The sequence below is a fragment of the Pseudomonas sp. GW821-FHT03C07 genome (assembly GCF_059420925.1).
The window spans coordinates 17,303-38,001 of the sequence record NZ_JBWKUQ010000025.1 but is presented as its reverse complement, the minus strand read 5'-3'; the positions used below and the strand labels follow the sequence as shown (position 1 = coordinate 38,001).

At 61.6% G+C, this 20,699-nt stretch carries 19 protein-coding genes; 6 read left to right on the top strand and 13 right to left on the bottom strand.

Going from position 1 to position 20,699, the window contains the following annotated elements:
- Both ptsP and AC07VG_RS30170 read right to left on the bottom strand, forming a co-directional pair.
- A complete protein-coding gene (gene ptsP / locus AC07VG_RS30175; protein ID WP_494999982.1) occupies positions 1 to 2,274 on the bottom strand; it encodes a phosphoenolpyruvate--protein phosphotransferase in 2,274 nt (757 codons plus the stop codon).
- Between the two features lie 21 nt (positions 2,275 to 2,295).
- Complete coding sequence (locus tag AC07VG_RS30170; RefSeq protein WP_040071746.1) at positions 2,296 to 2,775, bottom strand: RNA pyrophosphohydrolase; 480 nt, start codon at positions 2,773 to 2,775, stop codon at positions 2,296 to 2,298.
- Between the two features lie 143 nt (positions 2,776 to 2,918).
- Between AC07VG_RS30170 and AC07VG_RS30165 the strand changes: the two genes are divergently transcribed.
- Positions 2,919 to 3,575 (top strand): histidinol-phosphatase, encoded by a 657-nt coding sequence (locus tag AC07VG_RS30165; RefSeq protein WP_494999983.1) that lies wholly within the window; start codon positions 2,919 to 2,921, stop codon positions 3,573 to 3,575.
- A gap of 340 nt (positions 3,576 to 3,915) precedes the next feature.
- On the opposite strand, the gene AC07VG_RS30160 is transcribed toward AC07VG_RS30165, so the two are convergent.
- From AC07VG_RS30160 to ilvA, 4 genes are all read right to left on the bottom strand, one after another.
- Positions 3,916 to 4,383: a DUF2269 family protein gene (locus AC07VG_RS30160; protein WP_494999984.1), complete on the bottom strand. Its 468-nt coding sequence runs from the start codon at positions 4,381 to 4,383 to the stop codon at positions 3,916 to 3,918.
- The gene (locus AC07VG_RS30155) at positions 4,380 to 5,636 is read right to left on the bottom strand and encodes an SDR family oxidoreductase (protein ID WP_494999985.1); all 1,257 of its coding nucleotides are present in this window, start codon (positions 5,634 to 5,636) and stop codon (positions 4,380 to 4,382) included. The genes AC07VG_RS30160 and AC07VG_RS30155 overlap by 4 nt, the downstream gene beginning before the upstream one ends.
- Before the next feature lie 22 nt (positions 5,637 to 5,658).
- A complete protein-coding gene (locus tag AC07VG_RS30150; protein ID WP_494999986.1) occupies positions 5,659 to 6,087 on the bottom strand; it encodes a DUF2269 domain-containing protein in 429 nt (142 codons plus the stop codon).
- Positions 6,088 to 6,303: 216 nt separating this feature from the next.
- Entirely contained in the window at positions 6,304 to 7,887 is a 1,584-nt protein-coding gene (ilvA, locus tag AC07VG_RS30145; protein ID WP_494999987.1) for a threonine ammonia-lyase, biosynthetic, read from the bottom strand.
- Positions 7,888 to 8,026: 139 nt separating this feature from the next.
- Between ilvA and rpiA the strand changes: the two genes are divergently transcribed.
- On the top strand, positions 8,027 to 8,698 hold the full coding sequence (gene rpiA / locus AC07VG_RS30140) for a ribose-5-phosphate isomerase RpiA (RefSeq protein WP_494999988.1): 672 nt from the start codon (positions 8,027 to 8,029) through the stop codon (positions 8,696 to 8,698).
- 133 nt (positions 8,699 to 8,831) lie between these two features.
- Here rpiA and AC07VG_RS30135 read toward each other — a convergent pair whose 3' ends face one another.
- Together AC07VG_RS30135 and AC07VG_RS30130 are read right to left on the bottom strand one after the other, a co-directional pair.
- A complete protein-coding gene (locus AC07VG_RS30135) occupies positions 8,832 to 9,497 on the bottom strand; it encodes a fumarylacetoacetate hydrolase family protein (protein ID WP_494999989.1) in 666 nt (221 codons plus the stop codon).
- 37 nt (positions 9,498 to 9,534) lie between these two features.
- Positions 9,535 to 10,929 carry an FAD-binding oxidoreductase gene (locus tag AC07VG_RS30130; RefSeq protein ID WP_495000288.1) on the bottom strand — a complete coding sequence of 465 codons (1,395 nt, stop codon included), beginning with the start codon at positions 10,927 to 10,929 and terminating at the stop codon, positions 9,535 to 9,537.
- A 202-nt stretch (positions 10,930 to 11,131) separates the two neighbouring features.
- Here AC07VG_RS30130 and serA point away from each other — a divergent pair, with 202 nt between their 5' ends.
- Positions 11,132 to 12,361 carry a phosphoglycerate dehydrogenase gene (gene serA, locus AC07VG_RS30125; RefSeq protein ID WP_495022370.1) on the top strand — a complete coding sequence of 410 codons (1,230 nt, stop codon included), beginning with the start codon at positions 11,132 to 11,134 and terminating at the stop codon, positions 12,359 to 12,361.
- 63 nt (positions 12,362 to 12,424) lie between these two features.
- Here serA and AC07VG_RS30120 read toward each other — a convergent pair whose 3' ends face one another.
- A complete protein-coding gene (locus AC07VG_RS30120) occupies positions 12,425 to 12,862 on the bottom strand; it encodes a DUF4399 domain-containing protein (protein ID WP_494999991.1) in 438 nt (145 codons plus the stop codon).
- Positions 12,863 to 12,998: 136 nt separating this feature from the next.
- Between AC07VG_RS30120 and AC07VG_RS30115 the strand changes: the two genes are divergently transcribed.
- Entirely contained in the window at positions 12,999 to 13,598 is a 600-nt protein-coding gene (locus AC07VG_RS30115) for a transporter substrate-binding domain-containing protein (RefSeq protein ID WP_494999992.1), read from the top strand.
- A gap of 9 nt (positions 13,599 to 13,607) precedes the next feature.
- Here AC07VG_RS30115 and AC07VG_RS30110 read toward each other — a convergent pair whose 3' ends face one another.
- Entirely contained in the window at positions 13,608 to 14,108 is a 501-nt protein-coding gene (locus AC07VG_RS30110) for a 2-thiouracil desulfurase family protein (RefSeq protein ID WP_495000289.1), read from the bottom strand.
- On the bottom strand, positions 14,108 to 14,743 hold the full coding sequence (locus AC07VG_RS30105; protein WP_494999993.1) for a 2OG-Fe(II) oxygenase: 636 nt from the start codon (positions 14,741 to 14,743) through the stop codon (positions 14,108 to 14,110). Before AC07VG_RS30105 ends, AC07VG_RS30110 begins: the two co-directional genes overlap by 1 nt.
- 108 nt (positions 14,744 to 14,851) lie before the next feature.
- Between AC07VG_RS30105 and AC07VG_RS30100 the strand changes: the two genes are divergently transcribed.
- Positions 14,852 to 15,610 carry a DUF2059 domain-containing protein gene (locus AC07VG_RS30100; RefSeq protein ID WP_494999994.1) on the top strand — a complete coding sequence of 253 codons (759 nt, stop codon included), beginning with the start codon at positions 14,852 to 14,854 and terminating at the stop codon, positions 15,608 to 15,610.
- Between the two features lie 193 nt (positions 15,611 to 15,803).
- Here AC07VG_RS30100 and AC07VG_RS30095 read toward each other — a convergent pair whose 3' ends face one another.
- Together AC07VG_RS30095 and AC07VG_RS30090 are read right to left on the bottom strand one after the other, a co-directional pair.
- Positions 15,804 to 17,756, bottom strand: coding sequence for a RecQ family ATP-dependent DNA helicase (locus AC07VG_RS30095; protein WP_494999995.1), 1,953 nt, complete (start codon positions 17,754 to 17,756; stop codon positions 15,804 to 15,806).
- Positions 17,757 to 18,064: 308 nt separating this feature from the next.
- On the bottom strand, positions 18,065 to 19,240 hold the full coding sequence (locus tag AC07VG_RS30090; RefSeq protein ID WP_494999996.1) for a tetratricopeptide repeat protein: 1,176 nt from the start codon (positions 19,238 to 19,240) through the stop codon (positions 18,065 to 18,067).
- 230 nt (positions 19,241 to 19,470) lie between these two features.
- On the opposite strand from AC07VG_RS30090, the gene AC07VG_RS30085 reads away from it, so the two are divergent.
- Positions 19,471 to 20,238, top strand: a complete 768-nt coding sequence (locus AC07VG_RS30085) for a hypothetical protein (protein WP_494999997.1) — start codon at positions 19,471 to 19,473, stop codon at positions 20,236 to 20,238.
- The last annotated feature ends 461 nt before the right edge of the window (positions 20,239 to 20,699 follow it).

Below are 20,699 nucleotides of genomic sequence, written 5' to 3'. Positions count from 1 at the left end.
TCAATGCGTGACGGTCGGTACCACCATCCGTGACAAGCCGAGGTTCTTCAGCGCCAATTGCAAGGTACTGCGAATCACCTGCGGGTTGTCGATGCTCATCACCTGGGCCAGTAGTTCCTGGGCCTTGCTCAGGTTGATCTGGCGCAGCATCCATTTCACTTTCGGCAAGTTGGTGGCGTTCATCGACAAGCTGTCAAAGCCCATCGCCATCAACAGCACCGCCGCCATCGGATCACCGGCCATCTCGCCGCAGATACTCACCGGCTTGCCTTCTGCATGGGCGTCACGCACCACGTTCTGCAAGGCTTGCAGCACCGCCGGGTGCAGGTAGTCGTAAAGGTCCGCGACCCGTGGGTTGTTGCGGTCCACGGCCAGCAGGTACTGGGTCAGGTCGTTGGAACCCACCGAGAGGAAGTCCACCTGCCGCGCCAATTCGCGGGTCTGGTACACCGCCGCCGGAATTTCGATCATCACGCCCACGGGCGGCATCGGCACATCGGTGCCTTCGTCGCGCACCTCGCCCCAGGCCCGGTGGATCAGGTGCAGCGCCTCTTCCATCTCGTGGATGCCCGAGATCATCGGCAGCAGGATCCGCAGGTTGTTCAGACCCTCGCTGGCCTTGAGCATGGCCCGCGCCTGCACCAGGAAGATTTCCGGGTGGTCGAGGGTCACGCGGATACCGCGCCAGCCGAGGAACGGGTTGTCTTCTTCAATCGGGAAATACGGCAGCGACTTGTCGCCGCCGATGTCCAGGCTGCGCATGGTCACCGGTTGCGGATGGAACGCCGACAACTGCTCGCGATAGATCGCCAGTTGTTCCTTCTCGCTCGGGAAGCGCTCATTGATCATAAAAGGCACTTCGGTGCGGTACAGACCGACACCCTCGGCCCCACGCTGCTGCGCCCGGGCCACATCCGCCAGCAGGCCGGTGTTGACCCACAGCGGCATGCGGTGACCGTCCGGGGTCACGCAGGGCAGTTCGCGCAAGGCGTCCAGGCCCTCGGACAGCTGGCGCTCTTCTTCCACCACACCGGCGTATTGCTTGCGCAGGACTTCACTCGGGTTGGTAAACACCTCGCCGCGCGCACCGTCGACGATCATCTCGATACCGTCGACCTTCGAGTATGGCAGGTCCACCAGGCCCATGACCGTCGGAATGCCCATGGCCCGCGCCAGGATCGCGACGTGGGAGTTCCCCGAACCCAGCACCGAAACCAGGCCCTTGAGCTTGCCTTCCGGCACCTCGCCGAGCATTGCCGCGGTCAGTTCTTCGCTGACCATGATGGTGTTGTCCGGGTAGACCATGGCCTGCTGACGCTCGGATTGCAGGTAGGCCAGCAGCCGGCGCCCGAGGTCCTTGACGTCCGACGCGCGCTCGCGCAGATAGGCATCGTCCATCAGCTCAAAACGGTTGACGTGATCGGTCACCACCTGGCGCAAGGCACCCTGGGCCCATTGGCCGGTCTTGATCACGTTGGTGATTTCGCTGCCCAGGGAGGCATCGTCGAGCATCATCAGATAGACGTCGAACAACGCGCGCTCTTCCGGGCGCAACTGGGTCGCGAGTTTGGCCGAGAGCGTGCGCATATCGGCGCGCACGCCTTCGATGGCGGTCTTGAACAGGGCCAGTTCGGCGTCGATATCGACAATCGCCTTGTCTGGCACCACATCCAGGTCCGCCGGCGGCAGCATGACCACCGCCGTGCCCACCGCGGCGCCCGGCGAACCCGGCACACCGATGAACTTGGCTTCCTGGATGCCCTTGCCTTCACGCCCCAACCCGCGGATCGAGCCGGTGGCTTCGGCATGGGCGATAACGCCGGCGAGCTGGGCGCTCATGGTCACCAGGAAGGCTTCTTCGCCTTCGTCGAACTGGCGACGCTCTTTCTGCTGGATCACCAACACGCCGACGACGCGGCGATGGTGGATGATCGGCGCACCGAGGAAGGAGGCGTAACGCTCCTCGCCGGTTTCGGCAAAGTAGCGATACCGCGGGTGATCGGCGGCGTTTTCCAGGTTCAGCGGTTCTTCGCGCGTCCCCACCAGACCAACCAGGCCTTCGTTCGGCGCCATGCTGACCTTGCCGATCGAGCGCTTGTTCAAGCCCTCGGTGGCCATCAGGACAAAGCGGTTGGTTTCGGGGTCCAGCAAATAGACCGAGCAGACCTGGCTGCCCATGGCCTCTTTGACGCGCAATACAATAATGCCCAACGCCGCCTTGAGATCCTTGGCGGCGTTAACTTCCTGGACGATCTTGCGCAGCGTATTGAGCATGGCTCGGGGTCGAACTCCGTGTCAGTCGCGCGCCAACAGGCGCGGGGCAAGCTCTTTGAGCGCGCGACGGTAGACCTCGCGCTTGAATGTCACCACCTGGCCCAACGGGTACCAATAGCTGACCCAACGCCAGCCATCGAACTCCGGTTTACCGGTCAAATCCATCCGCACCCGCTGCTCGTTGGAGAGCAGGCGCAGGAGAAACCATTTCTGTTTCTGGCCGATGCACAGCGGTTGGCTGTGGGTACGTACCAGACGTTGCGGCAAACGATAGCGCAACCAGCCCCGGGTACAGGCCAGAATTTGCACATCTTCGCGTTCCAGGCCGACTTCTTCGTTCAATTCGCGGTACAAAGCGTCTTCGGGCGTTTCGTCTGGATTGATCCCGCCTTGCGGAAACTGCCATGCATCTTGGTTGATACGGCGCGCCCAGAGGACCTGCCCAGCATCATTCGTCAGAATTATCCCGACATTAGGACGGAAACCATCGGGGTCGATCACGGCAACCACCTCGCAAACGCATGTCGTCGCATTGTTCCACAAAGGTTGTGAAAGCAGCAACGAGCCTGCCTACCTTATGTGCACTCTTGTGAAAAGACCGTATTCTGGAGGTCTTTTTACAGGCTTATCAGCGAGTAACCGCAATGCGTCTGGCTTTATTCGACTTGGACAACACACTTTTGGGCGGCGACAGCGACCATGCCTGGGGCGATTACCTCTGCGAACGGGGGATTCTCGATCCGGTGGCCTATAAAAACCGCAACGATGAGTTCTACCAGGATTACCTGGCCGGCCGCCTGGACAACGCCGAGTATCTGAATTTCTGCCTGGAAATTCTCGGCCGCAGCGAGATGGCGCAATTGGACGAGTGGCATCGCGACTATATGCGCGACTGCATCGAGCCCATCGTGTTGCCCAAGGGCTTGGCGCTGCTGGCCCAACATCGGGATGCCGGCGACAAGCTGGTGATCATCACCGCCACCAACCGTTTTGTCACGGCACCGATTGCCGAACGGCTTGGGGTTGAAACCCTGATCGCCACCGAGTGCGAGATGATCGACGGTCGCTACAGCGGGCGCAGCACCGACGTTCCGTGCTTTCGCGAGGGCAAGGTGACGCGTTTGATTCGTTGGTTGGAAGAGACCGGGCATGACCTGGAGGACAGCTATTTCTATAGCGATTCGATGAATGACCTGCCGTTGCTGGAGCAGGTGGCCAATCCCGTGGCGGTGGACCCGGACCCGAATCTGCGGGCCGAGGCCGAGAAGCGTGGGTGGCCGGTGATTACGCTACGCGGCTGATGGCCCTTTCGCGGGCAAGCTCCGCTCCCACAGGTCCCGAGCCGTACGCACCTTCTGCGCACGACATAACCCTAATGTGGGAGCGGAGCTTGCCCGCGAAGCAGGCGACTCGGTCCCAGACCAGGCAGGTCCAGCTCCCACAGGTCCCAAGCCGTACGCACCTTCTGCGCACGACATAACCCTAATGTGGGAGCGGAGCTTGCCCGCGAAGAAGGCGACTCGGTCCCAGACCAGGCAGGTCCAGCTCCCACAGGTCCCAAGCCGTACGCACCTTCTGCGCACGACACAAATCTAATGTGGGAGCGGAGCTTGCCCGCGAAGCAGGCGACTCGGTGTCAGATCAGGCCGGCTTGGCGACCATCAGATAAAAAATCGCCATAAACGACAAAAACGCCGGCCAGCCCAGGACAAACCACCCGCGCATATAAGTCTCGGCCTGGATCGGCATCGCCGTTCCCTCGTGCAAGGCCTGCTCGGCCATCCTGTGCACCCGGATCTGCAGCCAGACCACCGGCAACCAGCAGATCCCCGCCAACACGAACAAGCCCAGGCTCCACATCAGCCAGCTTTGCTGGATCGGCCAACCCGCCAGGTGCATCAACCCCAACCCGCTCAATGGCTGGAACACCGCCGTGGTGGTGGTAAAGGCCCAGTCGGCGAACACCAGGTGCTTGAAGGTCACCGCGATCACTTCGACCCGACCCGTGCGCCAGGCGCGCAAGGCGTAATAGGCGGAACCGGCACCCAGGCCGAAGAGAATGGTGGAAGACAGGATATGCAGGGTTTTCAGCAGCAGGTAAGCACTCATCGACGCGGTTCGGTCCAAAGCAGCCAAAGGGTCGCCACCATCAGCACCAGGTTCTTGGCGACGGCAGCATAAGGGTCAAACCAGTAGTGCGGCAGCATAAAGCTGATAATCAGGGTGTAGGCCCCCATCAACAGCAATTGCGCCCGGAACGCCCACTTGCGCGTGCGGCGCAACAGCATCCCCAGGCCCAGCAACCCGTCGCACAGCGCCCCGGCGTAGACCGCGAACACTGCGGGCGGGCCGCTGACACCCGCCTCGGCCATGATCCGCAGACTCCAGTCATAGCCCGGCCCGAGGCAAACCGCCGCCGTGCCCAGCCAGATCAACAGCATCACCGCCAGCATTAACGGCCGCAGCGCCCCTTGGACGCTCTGGCCGGCGTTTGGCCAGTCCAGCAGACGGCTCGACAGCGGCGCGACCCGGTAACCACAGACCGTGGCCAAGGCTTCGGGGTCGGCGACATTGTCGCGCTGGGCCATGCGCAGACTCTGGCGATTCAACACCCGCCAGCCCAGGCGCTCACCCAGCCAGGCGCCGGCCCGCGCCAGGATCCCCGGCGCCTTCACGTAGCGCGCGGGGGCCCACCCCTGGGCTGCACGCATCTGATCGAGTACCTGCGCCAGCGTCAGCACTTGCGGCCCCACCAGCGGCAACACCAGGGAGTGCGCCGGCCAATGCCGCAGCAGGGCCAGCACGGCGGCGCACAGGTCGTCGATATGCAGCGGTTGCAAGCGGGCCTGCAGGTCCAGCAGGGGAATCAGCGGCCACGGCGACAGCCGCGCCAACCAGGCACTACTGGCCCCGCCAGCGCCCACCAGCAACGAGGGTCGCAGCACCACGGCCGGCACGCCGAGCGCCATCAGGTAATCATCCGCCGCCGCCTTGCTCGCCAGGAACGGCACATCCGGCTGCTCGCCGGCGCCCAGCGCGGAAATATGCAGCACCCGCACGCCCCGGCGCGCCGCCAGGTCGAACAACGCCCGAGTGCCCAGGTCCTGGGTCAGGCGCAGTGCCTGCTCATCGACGCTGAGCAATCCAGCGGCATTGATCAGCAGGTCGATACCGTGGGGCAGGATGAAATGCTTGGAGTCCTCGGCCAACCGACCCAGGTCGAGCACCTGCCATTCGACACCCGGCATCGAGCGCAGGTGATGACCACGGCTGGTGGCAATCACTTCGTGACCCGCGGCATGCAACGCAGCCAGCAAATGACGACCAACGAAACCCGTGGCCCCCACCAGAAGCACCTTCATGGCAACTCCCCGGCCTGACGGTTTAAACCGGTTTCGCGCCCATCAGGCCCGCAATGGCGACAAAACAGACAGCCGTGAAAATCGCCAGGGCCAATGTGAACCCTGGATGCCGCGCCGTCATGCCACGGCGCAGGCGATTGAGACGCACCACCAGCCACACCCAGCTCAGGGTACCCAGGGTATAGAGCACGCTCGAACCCAACAGCCAGGTCTGGCCCAGCGGCCAACCGGCCAGGTGCACCAGCCACCAGCCGCTGACCGGCAGCACCGCAAGGCACAGCGCCATCAGTGCCCAGACGAAGAACCAGGGGCGCTGCAAGGTGTGATTCTGAAGGGTCGCATCGCCGGCACGGCGTCCGCGCCAAAGCCTGATCGTCACCGCCAGCGCGCTGCCGAGCAAAAGCACCGGCGCCGCACCGTGAAGCAGTTTCAAGGCAGTGAGGGTTTCCATTTCATCGTTTCCTTGGTGTTTGCGATCAACTTTCGAGCAGCTATCAAGCAACAGGTGGAACGCAACCCCTGTAGAAGCTGGCTTGCCCGCGATGGCGCCCGCACGGGCAACACAAGGCTTACGGGCCTCATCACTGGCAAGCCAGGTTCCTACAGGATTTTGTAGCGTCCTCGGGAACCGGGCTTGCCCATCAGCTTAGCAGCCATCCAACGCGTTTCAGCCGAGGAACAAGCGATACGCCGGGTTATCGCTTTCGTCCCAATACGGGTAGCCGATTTCCGCCAGCGCCGCCGGCACCAGATGCCGTTCGTCCTCCGGCACCTGCAGGCCCGCGACCACCCGGCCGTCGGCGGCGCCATGGTTGCGGTAGTGGAACATCGAGATATTCCAGCGGCCGCCGAGCTTGTTGAGGAAGTTGAACAACGCCCCCGGACGCTCCGGGAATTCGAAGCGCAGCACTATTTCGTCGCTGACATGGGCCGCATGGCCACCAACCATATGGCGGATATGCAGCTTGGCCAGCTCATTGTCGGTCAGGTCGAGCACCGGGAAGCCCTGTTCGGTCAGGCTGTCGATCAGGGCGCTACGCGGATCGCTGTCGGGGTGGGTCTGCACGCCGACGAAAATATGCGCTTCGCGACCAGTGTGATAACGGTAATTGAATTCGGTGATCTGGCGCTTGCCGATGGCCTCGCAGAACGCCTTGAAACTGCCCGGCCGTTCCGGAATGGTCACGGCGATGATCGCTTCGCGGCCTTCACCCAACTCGGCGCGCTCGGCGACATGGCGCAGGCGGTCGAAGTTGACGTTGGCGCCGGAGTCGATGGCCACCAGGGTCTGCCCGCTGATCTTGCGCGACTCGACGTACTTCTTGATCCCCGCCACGCCCAGGGCGCCGGCCGGCTCGGTGATCGAGCGGGTATCGTCGTAGATATCCTTGATGGCAGCGCAGATCTCATCGGTACTGACGGTGATCACCTCGTCGACATAGTCCTTGCAGATATCGAAGGTGTGCTGGCCGATCTGCGCCACGGCCACGCCGTCGGCGAACAGCCCCACGGTGGGCAATATCACCCGTTCACCGGCCGCCATGGCCTGTTGCAGGCAGTTGGAGTCATCCGGCTCGACGCCGATCACCTTGATCTCCGGTCGCAGGTACTTCACATAGGCGGCGATACCGGAAATCAAGCCGCCACCGCCGACCGGAACGAAGATCGCATCCAACGGGCCCGGATGCTGACGCAGAATCTCCATCGCCACGGTGCCCTGCCCGGCAATGGTGTGCGGATCATCGTAGGGGTGGATGTAGACGTAGCCCTTTTCCTCGACCAGCCGCAGCGAATGCGCCAGGGCTTCGGCGAAGGAATCGCCATGCAGCACCACTTTGCCACCCCGGGAGCGGACGCCTTCGATCTTGATTTCCGGCGTGGTCTTGGGCATCACGATAATGGCCTTGACCCCCAACACCTTGGCCGCCAGGGCCAGGCCCTGGGCATGGTTGCCAGCCGAAGCCGTGACCACGCCGCGCGCGCGCTCGACATCGCTGAGTTGGGTCAGCTTGTTGTAGGCCCCACGAATTTTGAAGGAAAACACCGGCTGCAAGTCTTCGCGCTTGAGCCAGACCTTGTTGCCCAGCCGCTCGGAGAGCTGGCGAGCGGTCTGCAACGGGGTTTCCACGGCAACGTCGTAGACGCGCGAGGTGAGGATCTTCTTGACGTACTGTTCAAGCATCGGAAGGCATCGCTGGCGGGTGTGGACAGGGACCGAGGAGTCTAACCCAGCGCTTGCGGCAACGACCACAGGGTTCCTGAGGTTTTGTTGCCTGGCCCACCTGTTTGCCAGGGAGCGCCACCTGCGGCCAAACGGACAATGACCTTGCCTGCCCTGACGCTTATAATGCCGACCTTTCGCACATCCCCTGCCCGCTTTCGGAGCCCGCATGACCCAGGATCAACTCAAACAGGCCGTGGCCCAAGCCGCTGTCGACTTCATCCTTCCCAAGCTCGATGACAAAAGCGTCATCGGCGTGGGCACCGGCTCCACCGCCAACTGCTTTATCGACGCCCTGGCGCAACACAAGGGTGCGTTCGACGGCGCGGTCGCCAGCTCCGAAGCCACCGCCGCGCGCCTCAAGGGCCACGGGATTCCGGTCTATGAGCTGAACACCGTCAGCGACCTGGAGTTCTACATCGATGGCGCCGACGAAAGCGACGCGCATCTGAACCTGATCAAGGGGGGCGGCGCCGCCCTGACCCGCGAGAAGATCGTCGCGGCCGTGGCCAAGACTTTTATCTGCATCGCTGACGGCAGCAAGCTGGTACCAGTGCTCGGCGCCTTCCCGCTGCCGGTCGAAGTCATCCCGATGGCCCGCAGTCATGTGGCGCGTCAGCTGGTGAAATTGGGGGGCGATCCGGTGTATCGCGAAGGCGTGTTGACCGATAACGGCAACATCATCCTGGATGTGCACAATCTGCGGATTACCAACCCGGTGGAGCTGGAAAGCCAGATCAATGCGATTGTCGGCGTGGTCACCAACGGCCTGTTCGCGGCGCGTCCGGCGGATCTGCTGCTGCTGGGCACCAGCGAAGGCGTGAAGACCCTCAAGGTCTGAGGCAAGCACCGCCCCCTCTGTAGGAGCGAGCTTGCTCGCGATGGGCGTTAACGATAACGCGGGGCGCCTGATGCCCCACGGTGTCTGTGCCATCATCGCGAGCAAGCTCGCTCCTACAGGGGGGGCGTCGGGATTAACGGACGCTGCTGCTGAAGCTGCTGGCGCCTGGCAATTCCAGTACCAGCTCATCCCCGGCATTCAACGGACCGACGCCCACCGGCGTACCGGTCAGGATCACATCGCCGGCCTGCAACGAGAAACACGCCGCCATGTACTGGATCATCGGCACGATCGGATTGAGCATGTCGCTGCTGATCCCGTCCTGGCAAACCTGACCATTGATGGTCAGGCGAATGCCGATCCGGGTCAGGTCCGGGAAGGTACTGCCGACCACGAACGGCGCCAGCACACAGGCACCGTCGAACGACTTGGCAACTTCCCAGGGCAACCCCTTACCCTTCAGTTCTGCCTGCTTGTCGCGCAAGGTCAGGTCCAAAGCCGGCGCAAACCCGGAAATCGCATCCAGCACCTCTTCAACACTCGGCTTGTTGGACAACGGCTTGCCGATCAACACGGCAATCTCGGCCTCGTAATGCACCGAACCACGGTCCGCCGGGATGCTGAAACCACCCTCGATCGGCACCACGCAACTGCCCGGCTTGATAAACAGCAGCGGCTCGGTCGGCACCGGATTGTCCAGTTCCTTGGCGTGCTCGGCGTAATTGCGGCCGATGCAGACCACCTTGCCGAGAGGGAAGTGAATGCGGGTACCGTCAACATACTGGTGCTGATAGCTCATTACCGACTCCTGGTCTTTGTCATCAGTGGCTTCAGGTTCAAACCGCGAAGATCTTGCCCGGGTTCATGATCCCGTTCGGATCGAACACCGCCTTGATCGCCTTCATGTATTCAATTTCAACCGGGGAACGGCTATAGGTCAGGTAATCGCGCTTGGTCATGCCCACGCCGTGTTCGGCGGAGATCGAACCGTTGTACTTCTCGACGGTTTCGAACACCCACTTGTTGACGGTAGCGCACTTGGCGAAGAACTCGTCCTTGCTCAGGTTTTCCGGCTTGAGGATGTTCAGGTGCAGGTTTCCGTCGCCGATATGACCGAACCAGACGATTTCGAAGTCCGGGTAGTATTCGCCGACGATGGTGTCGATTTCCTTGAGGAAAGCCGGCACTTTCGACACGGTGACCGAAATATCGTTCTTGTACGGCGTCCAGTGGGAAATGGTTTCGGAGATGTACTCGCGCAGCTTCCAGAGGTTCTGCAACTGGGTTTCGCTCTGGCTCATCACGCCGTCCAGCACCCAGCCCTGCTCGACACAGTGCTCGAAGGTTTCCAGGGCCTGGTTGGCCACTTCTTCAGTGGTCGCCTCGAACTCCAGCAGGGCGTAGAACGGGCAGTCGGTTTCGAACGGTGCCGGCACGTCGCCACGCGCGAGGACCTTGGCCAGGGCCTTGTCGGAGAAAAATTCGAAGGCGGTCAGGTCCAGTTTGCCCTGGAACGCATGCAGCACCGGCATGATCGAGTCGAAATCCGCGGTGCCGAGGACCATGCAGGTCAGGTTCTTCGGCGCGCGGTCCAGGCGCATGGTGGCTTCGACCACAAAACCCAGAGTGCCCTCGGCACCGATGAACAGCTGGCGCAGGTCGTAGCCGGTGGCGTTCTTGATCAGGTCCTTGTTCAGTTCCAGCACATCGCCCTTGCCGGTTACTACCTTCATACCGGCCACCCAGTTACGGGTCATGCCGTAGCGAATCACCTTGATTCCGCCGGCATTGGTGCCGATATTGCCGCCAATCTGGCTGGAACCGGCCGAGGCGAAGTCCACTGGGTAGTACAGGCCCTTTTCTTCGGCAACGTTCTGCAAGTGCTCGGTGACCACGCCCGGCTGGCAGACGGCGGTACGATCGGTGAGGTTGATGTCCAGCACCTGGTTCATGTAGTCGAAGGACACCACCACCTCACCGTTGGCCGCCACCGCGGCGGCGGACAAGCCGGTACGACCGCCCGATGGCACTAGCGCGACCTGGTGCTGGTTGGCCCAGCGCACGATGGACTGGACCTGCTCGGTGGTCTTCGGAAATACAATGGCCGTCGGCGCGGGAGCGAAATGCTTGGTCCAATCCTTCCCGTAAGCATTCAGGGAGTCAGCATCGGTCAAGACCTTACCAGGCTCAACCAGGGTCTTCAGCTCATCAATCAGGGCAGGATGGGTCATCGACAGAACTCTCGAACTATTCATGGTCATCCTGAGGACGCTTCACGTCGCAGAATGAGTGTTTGCGGGTCGCATATGCTAGCATACGCCCCCCGCAGAAGCGTGCTATCAGGCCGATCTGCGGTGCCGGCGATCACGCCGCGCGGTCAGCTCAAGCTGTCCATTTCCCTGCCATTTTTCTCCGGGACACAGGTTTACGCAGATGAGCAAGACTTCTCTCGATAAGAGCAAGATCAAGTTCCTTCTTCTCGAAGGCGTCCACCAATCCGCCGTCGACGTCCTCAAGGCCGCCGGGTACGTCAATATCGAGTACCTCACTGGCTCCTTGCCAGAAGCCCAGTTGAAGGAAAAGATCGCCGATGCACACTTCATCGGCATTCGCTCCCGCACTCAACTGACCGAGGAAATCTTCGATCACGCGAAGAAGCTCGTCGCCGTGGGTTGTTTCTGCATCGGCACCAACCAGGTCGACCTCAACGCGGCTCGCGAGCGCGGCATCGCCGTGTTCAACGCCCCGTACTCCAATACCCGCTCCGTTGCCGAGCTGGTGCTGGCCGAAGCGATCCTGTTGCTGCGCGGCATTCCCGAGAAGAACGCTTCCTGCCATCGCGGTGGCTGGATCAAAAGCGCGGCCAACTCCTTTGAAATCCGCGGCAAGAAGCTGGGGATCATCGGTTACGGCTCGATCGGTACGCAGTTGTCGGTCCTCGCCGAAGGCCTGGGCATGCAGGTGTTCTTCTATGACACCCTGACCAAGCTGCCGCTGGGCAACGCCACCCAGGTCTCGAACCTGAGCGACCTGCTGGGCATGTCCGATATCGTCACCCTGCACGTTCCGGAAACCGCGGAAACCCAGTGGATGATCGGCGAGAAGGAAATCCGCGCGATCAAGAAAGGCGGGATCCTGATCAACGCCGCTCGCGGCACCGTGGTCGAGCTGGACGCCCTGGCGAACGCGATCAAGGACAAGCACCTGATCGGCGCGGCCATCGACGTCTTCCCGGTGGAGCCACGCTCCAACGACGAAGAGTTCGAAAGCCCGCTGCGCGGCCTGGACAATGTGATCCTGACCCCGCACATCGGTGGCTCGACCGCCGAAGCCCAGGCCAACATCGGCCTTGAAGTCGCGGAAAAGCTGGTCAAGTACAGCGACAACGGTACTTCGGTATCGTCGGTGAACTTCCCAGAAGTGGCCCTGCCGGCTCACCCTGGCAAGCACCGTCTGCTGCACATCCACGAAAACATCCCGGGTGTGATGAGTGAAATCAACAAGGTCTTCGCGGAAAACGGCATTAACATCTCCGGTCAGTTCCTGCAGACCAATGAGAAAGTCGGTTACGTGGTGATCGACGTTGACGCCGAGTACTCGGACCTGGCGCAAGAGAAGCTGCAACACATCAACGGCACCATCCGTTCCCGCGTGCTGTTCTAAGCCTCAAGCGCTGGACGAAAAAAGGGAGGCCTGCAAGGGCCTCCCTTTTTTTCTTTCGCGCGTTTACTTCACGTTGACGGTGATGACTTTCGAAGCGACGGTCGGCTTGAACTGCATGTGGCCCTTGTCACCCGCCACCAGTTGCAAGGTGTGCTTGCCCGGGGTCAGGGTCAGCTGGGTCTCGGTCTGGGCCTTGCCATAGTGGATCACGGTGTCGCTCGCCGGGATCGGCAAGGCCGGGTCCGGCAGGGCCTTCTGGTCGACCAGCAGGTGATGGTGAGCGGAGTCCGGGGTAAGGTCACCGGCCGGCTTGAGCACCAAGCCCTTCATGCCGAACTTGACCGTGAAGGTCTTGTCGACCGTGGCGCCGTTTTTCGGCGAAACGATAAAGACCTTGGCGTCCTTGGGCGCCGCAATACGCGGAAGATCATCCGCAACCGCCAGCATCGAAGAACCCAGCAAAACAGTAGCCAACGCAACACGAGATACTAAGGTTTTCATTAACTTCTCCAGTTTTCCGCAATTTCGGTACGGTTAAGACAACTTTGTGGCGATTTGTGGTCCAAGGCACTCAACAACATAGCAAAACGTGCCTGAACGGCACGGTACATATTTGTATTCCAATTCGGGAGCGACCATGCGTTTTCTGCCTGGCCTATTACTTTTACTGCCCCTCGCCAGCCCTTTCGTCCAGGCTGAACTGATTGATGACGTCAACGACCGGGGCGAGTTGCGCATCGCCCTGGAAGGCGACATGCGGCCCTTCGGCTTCAGCGAAGACGGTCGCCTGACCGGCTTCGAAGTCGAACTGGGCGAACAACTGGCCCGGGAGCTGGACGTGCAAGCCTCATTCGTCCCCACCGACGCCGCCGATTTGCTGCAAGGCGTCGAGACGGGCAAATACGATGTCGCCATCAACCACATGCCTATGACTGCAGAACTGCAAAAACGTTACGACTTCAGCGAACCTTATGGTTACACCAGTGCGCAATGGTTGGTGCACAAGGAAGCGCAGCCGACGCAGGTTCCGTTTGCCATGGGTGGAAATACATTAGCCGTCACGCAGGATGCGTCCGAGGCGCCGATAGTGACCCTGGCGATTCCGTTTCAGAAAGGCAATCCGGCGTTCCAGGCCAGCCTCGACAAGGCATTGCAGCGCCTGAGGGCGGACGGACGCCTGGCGGCGCTTTCGCAGAAGTGGTTCGGCATGGATGCGACCCAGCCACCGAAGCAGTGAGTCGGCTCGCTATGGCGCCGAGGGATGTTCCAGGCGCTGCAGGGCGACAAGGGCTTCAGGCAGTTCCAACTCACTGAACACCTGTACGCCGGCCTGCTTCAACAACGCCGCCGTCACGCCTTCGCCGCGAACCTTCACCCCGCTGAAGGTCCCGTCGTAGGTCAACAGGTTGCCACATGACGGGCTGTTGGCCTTGAGCACCGCGATACGGATGTCATGCCGCCGCACCAACTCCAGCGCCTGATCCGCGCCAGAGAGAAAGGCGTCGCTGACATCTTCGCCCTCGTTGGTGATCACCCGGGCCAGCCCCTGCAGAACCTGCGCGCCCTGCCCGCCGGGAATTTCCGCCGCCGCACGGGGCGTTGGCAGGCCGCCGGCCACTTCCGGACACAAAGGCACCACCCGCCCTTCGGCCTGCCACTGGGACAACTGCGCATAAGGCCCGCTGGCCCCGCCGTCATAACGAACCAGATGCCCCAGCAGGCAGCGACTGACCAGGATCTTCTGCATCATGGGAACGGATCACTTCCGCGCCGACGAAACCAACCGGTCAGTGACAGGCGCTCGCGCGTCGCCGGCAAGACTTCATGGGGCACCTCGCCCGAGAGGAACAGCACCAGGCAACCGCCGGTCGGAACCACGTCATGTTCCACGCCGCCTTCCAGGTACATGCGCAGTTGCCCGCCGTGCTCCGGCAACCAAGCGTCGTTCAGGTAGATCACCGCCGAGACCGTCCGTCGGTCGTCGTCACGAAAACGGTCCACATGCTTTTTGTAGAAGGCTCCGGGCGGGTACAGCGCGAAATGGCTTTCGAAGTCCTCGATCCCCAGGAACAACCCACGATTGAGGGCTTCGCGCAGGCTCTCCATCAAACCCATGTATTCATCGCAGGGCCCGGTCTGGCCCGGCTCCAGCCACTGGATATGATCGCCACGAATCGCCTCGCGGACTTCCTGGGCCGGCCCGCGCCCCACTCCGGCCGGGGCCAACTCGCCCGCGGCGGCGCGCAGGCGGCACTCGGCGGCCAGGGCGACGGTCAGCGCTTGTGGCAGGAAGATGTTCTGCTGCGACCAGCCGCGCTCGGCCAGGTCGTCGACAATACGTAACAGCAGCGGGTGATCAGAGGGAATGTGCATGCCGCGCATAGTATCCAGATGCCCGGAAATCCGACAGAGCCACCCGAACGACTTACAGGAATTCTCGACAAGTACCGCGCTCGCCGGGACAATAGCCGGCTGTAGACAGGAGTCCCTATGCGCCGTTTGCTTTTTTCGCTGTTGATGTTCTGCACTTTGCCCGCCTGGGCAGACAACCATGACCAGTTGTATCGGGTCGCCGGTTGGCCGGAACAACGCGCGCATTTCAACGATGCCCTGAGCGCGGCCCAGCAGAAGTACCGCAACAGCCTGCCGCCGGCGGTCTATGACGCATTGGTGAACAACAGCAACCAGCGTTTCGCGCCCCAGGCCATGGACCAGCGGGCCGAGGCCCAGTTACGCCAGAACCTCGACAATCCGAAACCGGCCCTGGCGTTCTTCCAGTCACCGCTGGGACGCAAGATTATCTCCGCCGAATTGCTCGCCACCCGCCGCGACCAGCTGGCCAAGAATGCCAAGGGCCTGCCGCATATCGACGCCAGCGCCACCCGGCGCCTGCTGATCAACCACCTGGGCCGTGCGCTGCCGGCGCGCGAAGCCGGGGCCGAAGTCAGCCTGGCCATCGCTGGCGTGGCGGCCGACAGCCTGAGCTCGATGATTCCCGGACTGCTGGGGGCCGGCGCGGCGCAAAGCATGTTGAACGGCCAGCGCGAACGCTTGATGGAGCAGATCGGCAACGACCTGGATAACACCTTGCTCTACGTCTATCGCGGCCTGTCCGACCCGGAGCTGGAAGAGTTCACCACCTTCGCCGAGTCGCCGGAAGGCAAGGCCTACTATCAGGCGGCACTGGCGGCGATCCGCGCGGGGCTGGCGGTGGGGCAGAACCTGTCGGCCACGCCGTCTGGAAACTGACTGCAACACAACCCTGCCTGCAACCGCCGATAATCCAGGCGTAATATGAAAGCCCGGGCGCCATCCATGCAGTAGGTTCGCCTCCCCTCAGGAGCCCCCTCATGTACAGGATCAACCTTGCCACGGCCGCGGATATCGACGGTATAGCCCAACGGCTCCCGGCAATTTCAGCAGACGCTCTTTCGAACAACGCCTACGCGGTTTGTGCCTGCCCCTCCAGGGACCACGCCGCGACCCACTCCCGCACCTCGGCATAGGGATAGGCCTCCAGCGCCGAAAACCCCGATAGCGCCCTCGCCTTCAACTTCGTAAACAACGGCACGCTGATACCGCACAGGAAGCGCGTCAGGCACTCCGCACTGGGTGAATGCCCGTTGTGCTCCTGGTGCCTGTGGATAAAGCCACTGCACAGTCCCGGGAAATCGCGCTGATCAAGGGCAGGCAATGCCGGCGGCTCCGGCAGACACGCCACCTGTCCGTGACATACCGAACAATGCCCACAGCGCTCAGGCGCCTGCTCGTCGCCGAAATAGCGGGCCAACCGGTAGCCCAGGCATTGCTCGGTCGCAAACAACGCCAGCATCGCGTGAATCCGCGCAATCTCGCTGACCTCATGCTGGGCAAAATAAGCGTACAGCTCCAGGCTCAGGGCATGGGGATCGAAGTCGCTGACCAACAGGCTGTAGACCTCGGTCATCTGCTTGCTTTCCAGCTCGATCCAGCGCCGCTCCTGGAAGAAGTCCAAGGCCTTCACCACCCGGCCGCGCTCGGCCTGATGCTGTTGATACAAAGCGTCGAAATTCACCGTGGCCCAGGTCCGCGCGCGACTGGAGGTCTGGATAATCGCCGAGACAAAGTCGTGCCGCTCGCCCTCGAACTTCGCCAGCAACACTTCCGGTTCCACTAGAAACTTGAAACGGTATTCGGCGAAATACGCATAACGCGGCGCGATCAAACCCCGTAACTCCAGCTGCACCAGCAAGGTCTTGAGCGGCAACTGGCGGATATTGCTCTGGTCCGCCAAGGGCCCGAGCAGGAACTCCCACTGGCCGTCCGGGATCGCCCCCTTCAGCTCGTCCAGTACCCGGCGAATCCCCTCCAGCTCCGGCGTATCGCCGTAGACGAAGTTCTCCAGCACATTGAGACTGTCGCGGTTGGCCAGCACCAGGCAATCGGAAGGCTGGCCGTCGCGCCCGGCGCGGCCGATTTCCTGGCTGTAATTCTCGATGGACTTGGGCAGGTCGAAATGCACCACGTTACGGATATCGGCCTTGTCGATGCCCATGCCGAACGCGATGGTGGCGACGATGCAGTTCAACTGCCCGGCCATGAACTGCTTCTGGATCGCCTCCCGCTGCTCATGGGGCAAGCCGGCATGATAGGCCGTGGCCGGGATTTCGTTGCGGCTCAGGTGCTGGGCGATCTGCTCGGCGGTCTTCTGCAAGGTGACGTAGACAATACTCGGCTGCCCGAGGCGCCCGCCCAGCCACTCCACCAGCCGACGATGCTTGTCCTGGCCGCCGACCGATTCCACCAGCAGGTTCAGGTTCGGCCGATAGAAACCGGTGGTGACCACATCGTCCGGCGCAATGGCGAACTTGGCCTGCATATCGGCAATCACCTTCGGCGTCGCGGTGGCGGTCAGCAGCAAGGCCTGGGGAATGCGGAACTGGCGCTGATAGTCCGGCAGCTTCAGGTAGTCCGGGCGGAAATTGTGGCCCCACTCGGAAATACAGTGCGCCTCGTCCACCACCAGCAGGGAAATCTGCACCTGCTGGAGAAAATTGCGGAAGCGCTCGTTCTTCAGGCGCTCCACGGAAATCATCAGGATCTTCAGCTCGCCGGAGCGGGCCCGGGCCATCACCGCATTGGCTTCATCACGGCTCTGCGCTGAGTCGATGCTCGCCGCTGCAATACCGTGACGTTGCAGAAAGGCCAACTGGTCCTGCATCAGCGCCAGCAGTGGCGACACCACCAGCGTCAGGTGCGGCAGGAGTAGCGCCGGCAGTTGATAACACAAGGACTTGCCGGAACCGGTGGGGAAAATCGCCGCAGCCGAACGCCCAGCCAATACCGCGCTGATCGCTGCCTCCTGGCCGTCGCGAAACTGTGGATAACCAAAAACCCGCTGGAGGGTGTCGTGCATAAGCTGTCACTCCGTTGACCGCTGTGGATAAACAAACCCTAGGCGGTCGGGCGAGAAAAGGTCCGAGGCAAGCATTACAAACTGCTACGGCGCGCCAGACTAGCGCAAAGCAGGCCGCGGTTGCGCGACGGCGGCCAATACCCGGATACAAATCCACAGGTGCATCCCTGTGGAAATATCGATTACATCAACCGCGACGGCCAAGGCATGCACAGGGAGCTACCGGCCAACGCAACGTTCCTGAACGGTCTCCAGAAACGAACAACGCGCCAGACAGGGCGCGTTGTGGGGTTGCATCAGTGTGCGATTCAGCGATTTTTTACCCGCTCGATCGCCGTGTCGTACACCGGGTTGGCTTTCTGTTCCTTGGCCAACTCGTAGTGACGCTGGGCGTCGGAGAACTGCCCGGCGTCTTCATAGATACGGGCAATGTTGTAGTACGAGCTCGCGCGTACGGTGTTGGCCGAGTTGCCGGCTGCCAGGGCAACAGCCTTGCGGTTGGCCCAAATGGCTTCAGCGGTATTACCGGCCTTCTGATACGCCAGACCGAGGTTGCTGTAGGCCTGACCGAAGCCGTTGTTCAGATCGATGGCCTGGCGGAAGAAGGCAATCGCCTGCTCCAGATTACCCGCCTTGTAGGCCGCCTCGCCTTTCACATTCAGCGCCTTCGCATCGATCTGCGCCGTAGAGCTGACCGCTACTTCAGCGACCGCGACCTTGTCGTCGAGCAGCGGCGAGACTTCATTCAACACATCCTTGGCCTCCACGGTCACACCGCTGAAGGTGTTGATGTCCTGGAAGTCACCGTTGCCGGTCATACGGAACACGGTCCACAGGTTGCCGCTGCGATTGACGGGGACGTAATAGGTACGGACCAGGGACTGCCCCATGTAGACAAATACCGTGGCCTGGCTGTTGGACAACTGGCGAGAGCTCGGGTTGTTGGCGTTGGTGTAATCATGCACCGCATACACATAGCTTTCGCCGTAGTGCTTCTTCTGCAGGGTGATGGTTTCCGGGCCATAGCTGTCGGTGTCATCCACATCCAGCTCGGCGTCAGTCCCCTTCTGCTGCTCGAAGTAGATGTTGTTGCCGGGGAAAATCATGTGGGAGTCGAGGTCTGCCGGAGTCTTGCCCCAGGTCAGCACCACGCGCAGGCCGTCGAGGCTCTGCATCACCGGACTGACGGCATAGGTCATGTCCTTGCAGGGGCACTTGACCACCAGATTGGAATAACCGGCCTTCTTGATGATCAGCAGGTTGCTGGCATCGTCGGCGAAGCTGGCCTCGAGGACGACCTGGCCCTGGGCGTTGGTCTTGCCGACCACGTTCTGCTCGCCGTTGCGCTGCAACAGCACTTCAGCGTCGGCGATCTTCTGATCCTTGACCACGGCACTGAGGACTTCGATGGGCAATTGCCCGGCCTGGACCGACCAGGCGGCGGCACACAACGATAAGACCGAGGCCACGCGAAGCAGAGACATACTTAACTCCCTTTAAGTGCAAAACTCGAGCACCGGATGGCGCCCTAAAAATTGGTGGGAAACATACCGATTTTTTGTCCGACGCGTCTGCTTTTTAAAAGGAAAATTTCATTTTTGTGGAGGCGTCGTTACTCGCCAACGGCCGATGAACGATTTAATCTGCGACTCCCCTCAAAGCCCACGAGAAAGCGCCGATAACCCGCTGACTCACCAAGGAAGGCAGCGGCGACATGCACCAACCCGAGCAAGAAGATGACGATGGCGTCATCCGTTTCAAACGCCTGCACCCCGAACATTTTGACGTGGTGCTGGGATCGCACCCGGCCAAACAGAAAGTACCGCGCCCCGCACAGCCCAAGCCCTACGGCATATGGATAATGGTGCTGATACTGGTGGGCATGCTCGGCTACATGACGGTCAACCATAACAGCAGCCACCCGATCCCTGTTGCGCCACTGCCGGCGGCTGAGCCAGTGCCGATTGAAACGGCCAAACCGTCCGAAGCGCCAGTGGAGCCGGTATCGCATCCAGAACCTACCGCCAAACTCGTGCCAGCGCCTGCACCGCAAGTGGTTGTCGTGGTGCAGACCCAGGCGCCCGCAGCAGTAGCACACGCCGCAGCCCCACCCACCCCGAAGGTCCAGGGCCTGGTGTCGGCCAGCTACCTGGCTGGCTACCAAGCCAACTTGAACACGCCTGAAGCCAGACAGACACGCCAATACGAAATTGCCACGGTGAGCATTCGCGAATGGGATGGCCGCGACCGTTATCAGGCGAAATGGCGGATCTTCAACAACGTCATCGACAACGCCAGCGTCTGCGGCAACTTCCTCGCCGGCAGCACCGAGCGCCGTGAATGTCGCAAATCGGCGGAGGTCTTTTTCAAGGAACAGTGCGGCGAATGGGGCAAGCGCTGGGACCGCGACCAGGATGAGAAAAGCAAAGAGATGCAGGTGCGCTATTGCACGGCGATGAAGACGTATAGCGCGGCGGAGTAAATCTGACGCTCCTGCCGAGCCCCATCTATCGATGCCAATTCGGCTGACCCGAAACAAGCGCACATTGTTTTTATCTTGAGTTTGATCGAACACATTTTGGCGCTTGTCCACGGTCCATGGACTGTGGACAACTCGCTCAAGCGCCACAAGCACTGTCAATGTGAAAAGTGCTTCCGGTTGCATCATCTTGAGAGCAGATCGCCACGCCTTGCGCTGCCCCGCCGAAGCCTCCTATAGTTCGCCCCGTCGCTGCCAATTCAGCGACCGGGTTTGGTCACCTGTCAGAGTGCGCACTAGCGCCACAGTGGATGTTGCAGGCGCGTTTCGTGCCGGCACGCTTCATGGCGGCTGTGTGCAGGACACCTTCGGGTGTGCCGGTGCGCTCTGCCGGTTGACCAACCTGTGCACAGTCCGCCACCCATCGCTTGGTCACGATGAGAGCGGATCAATGGAACTCATCA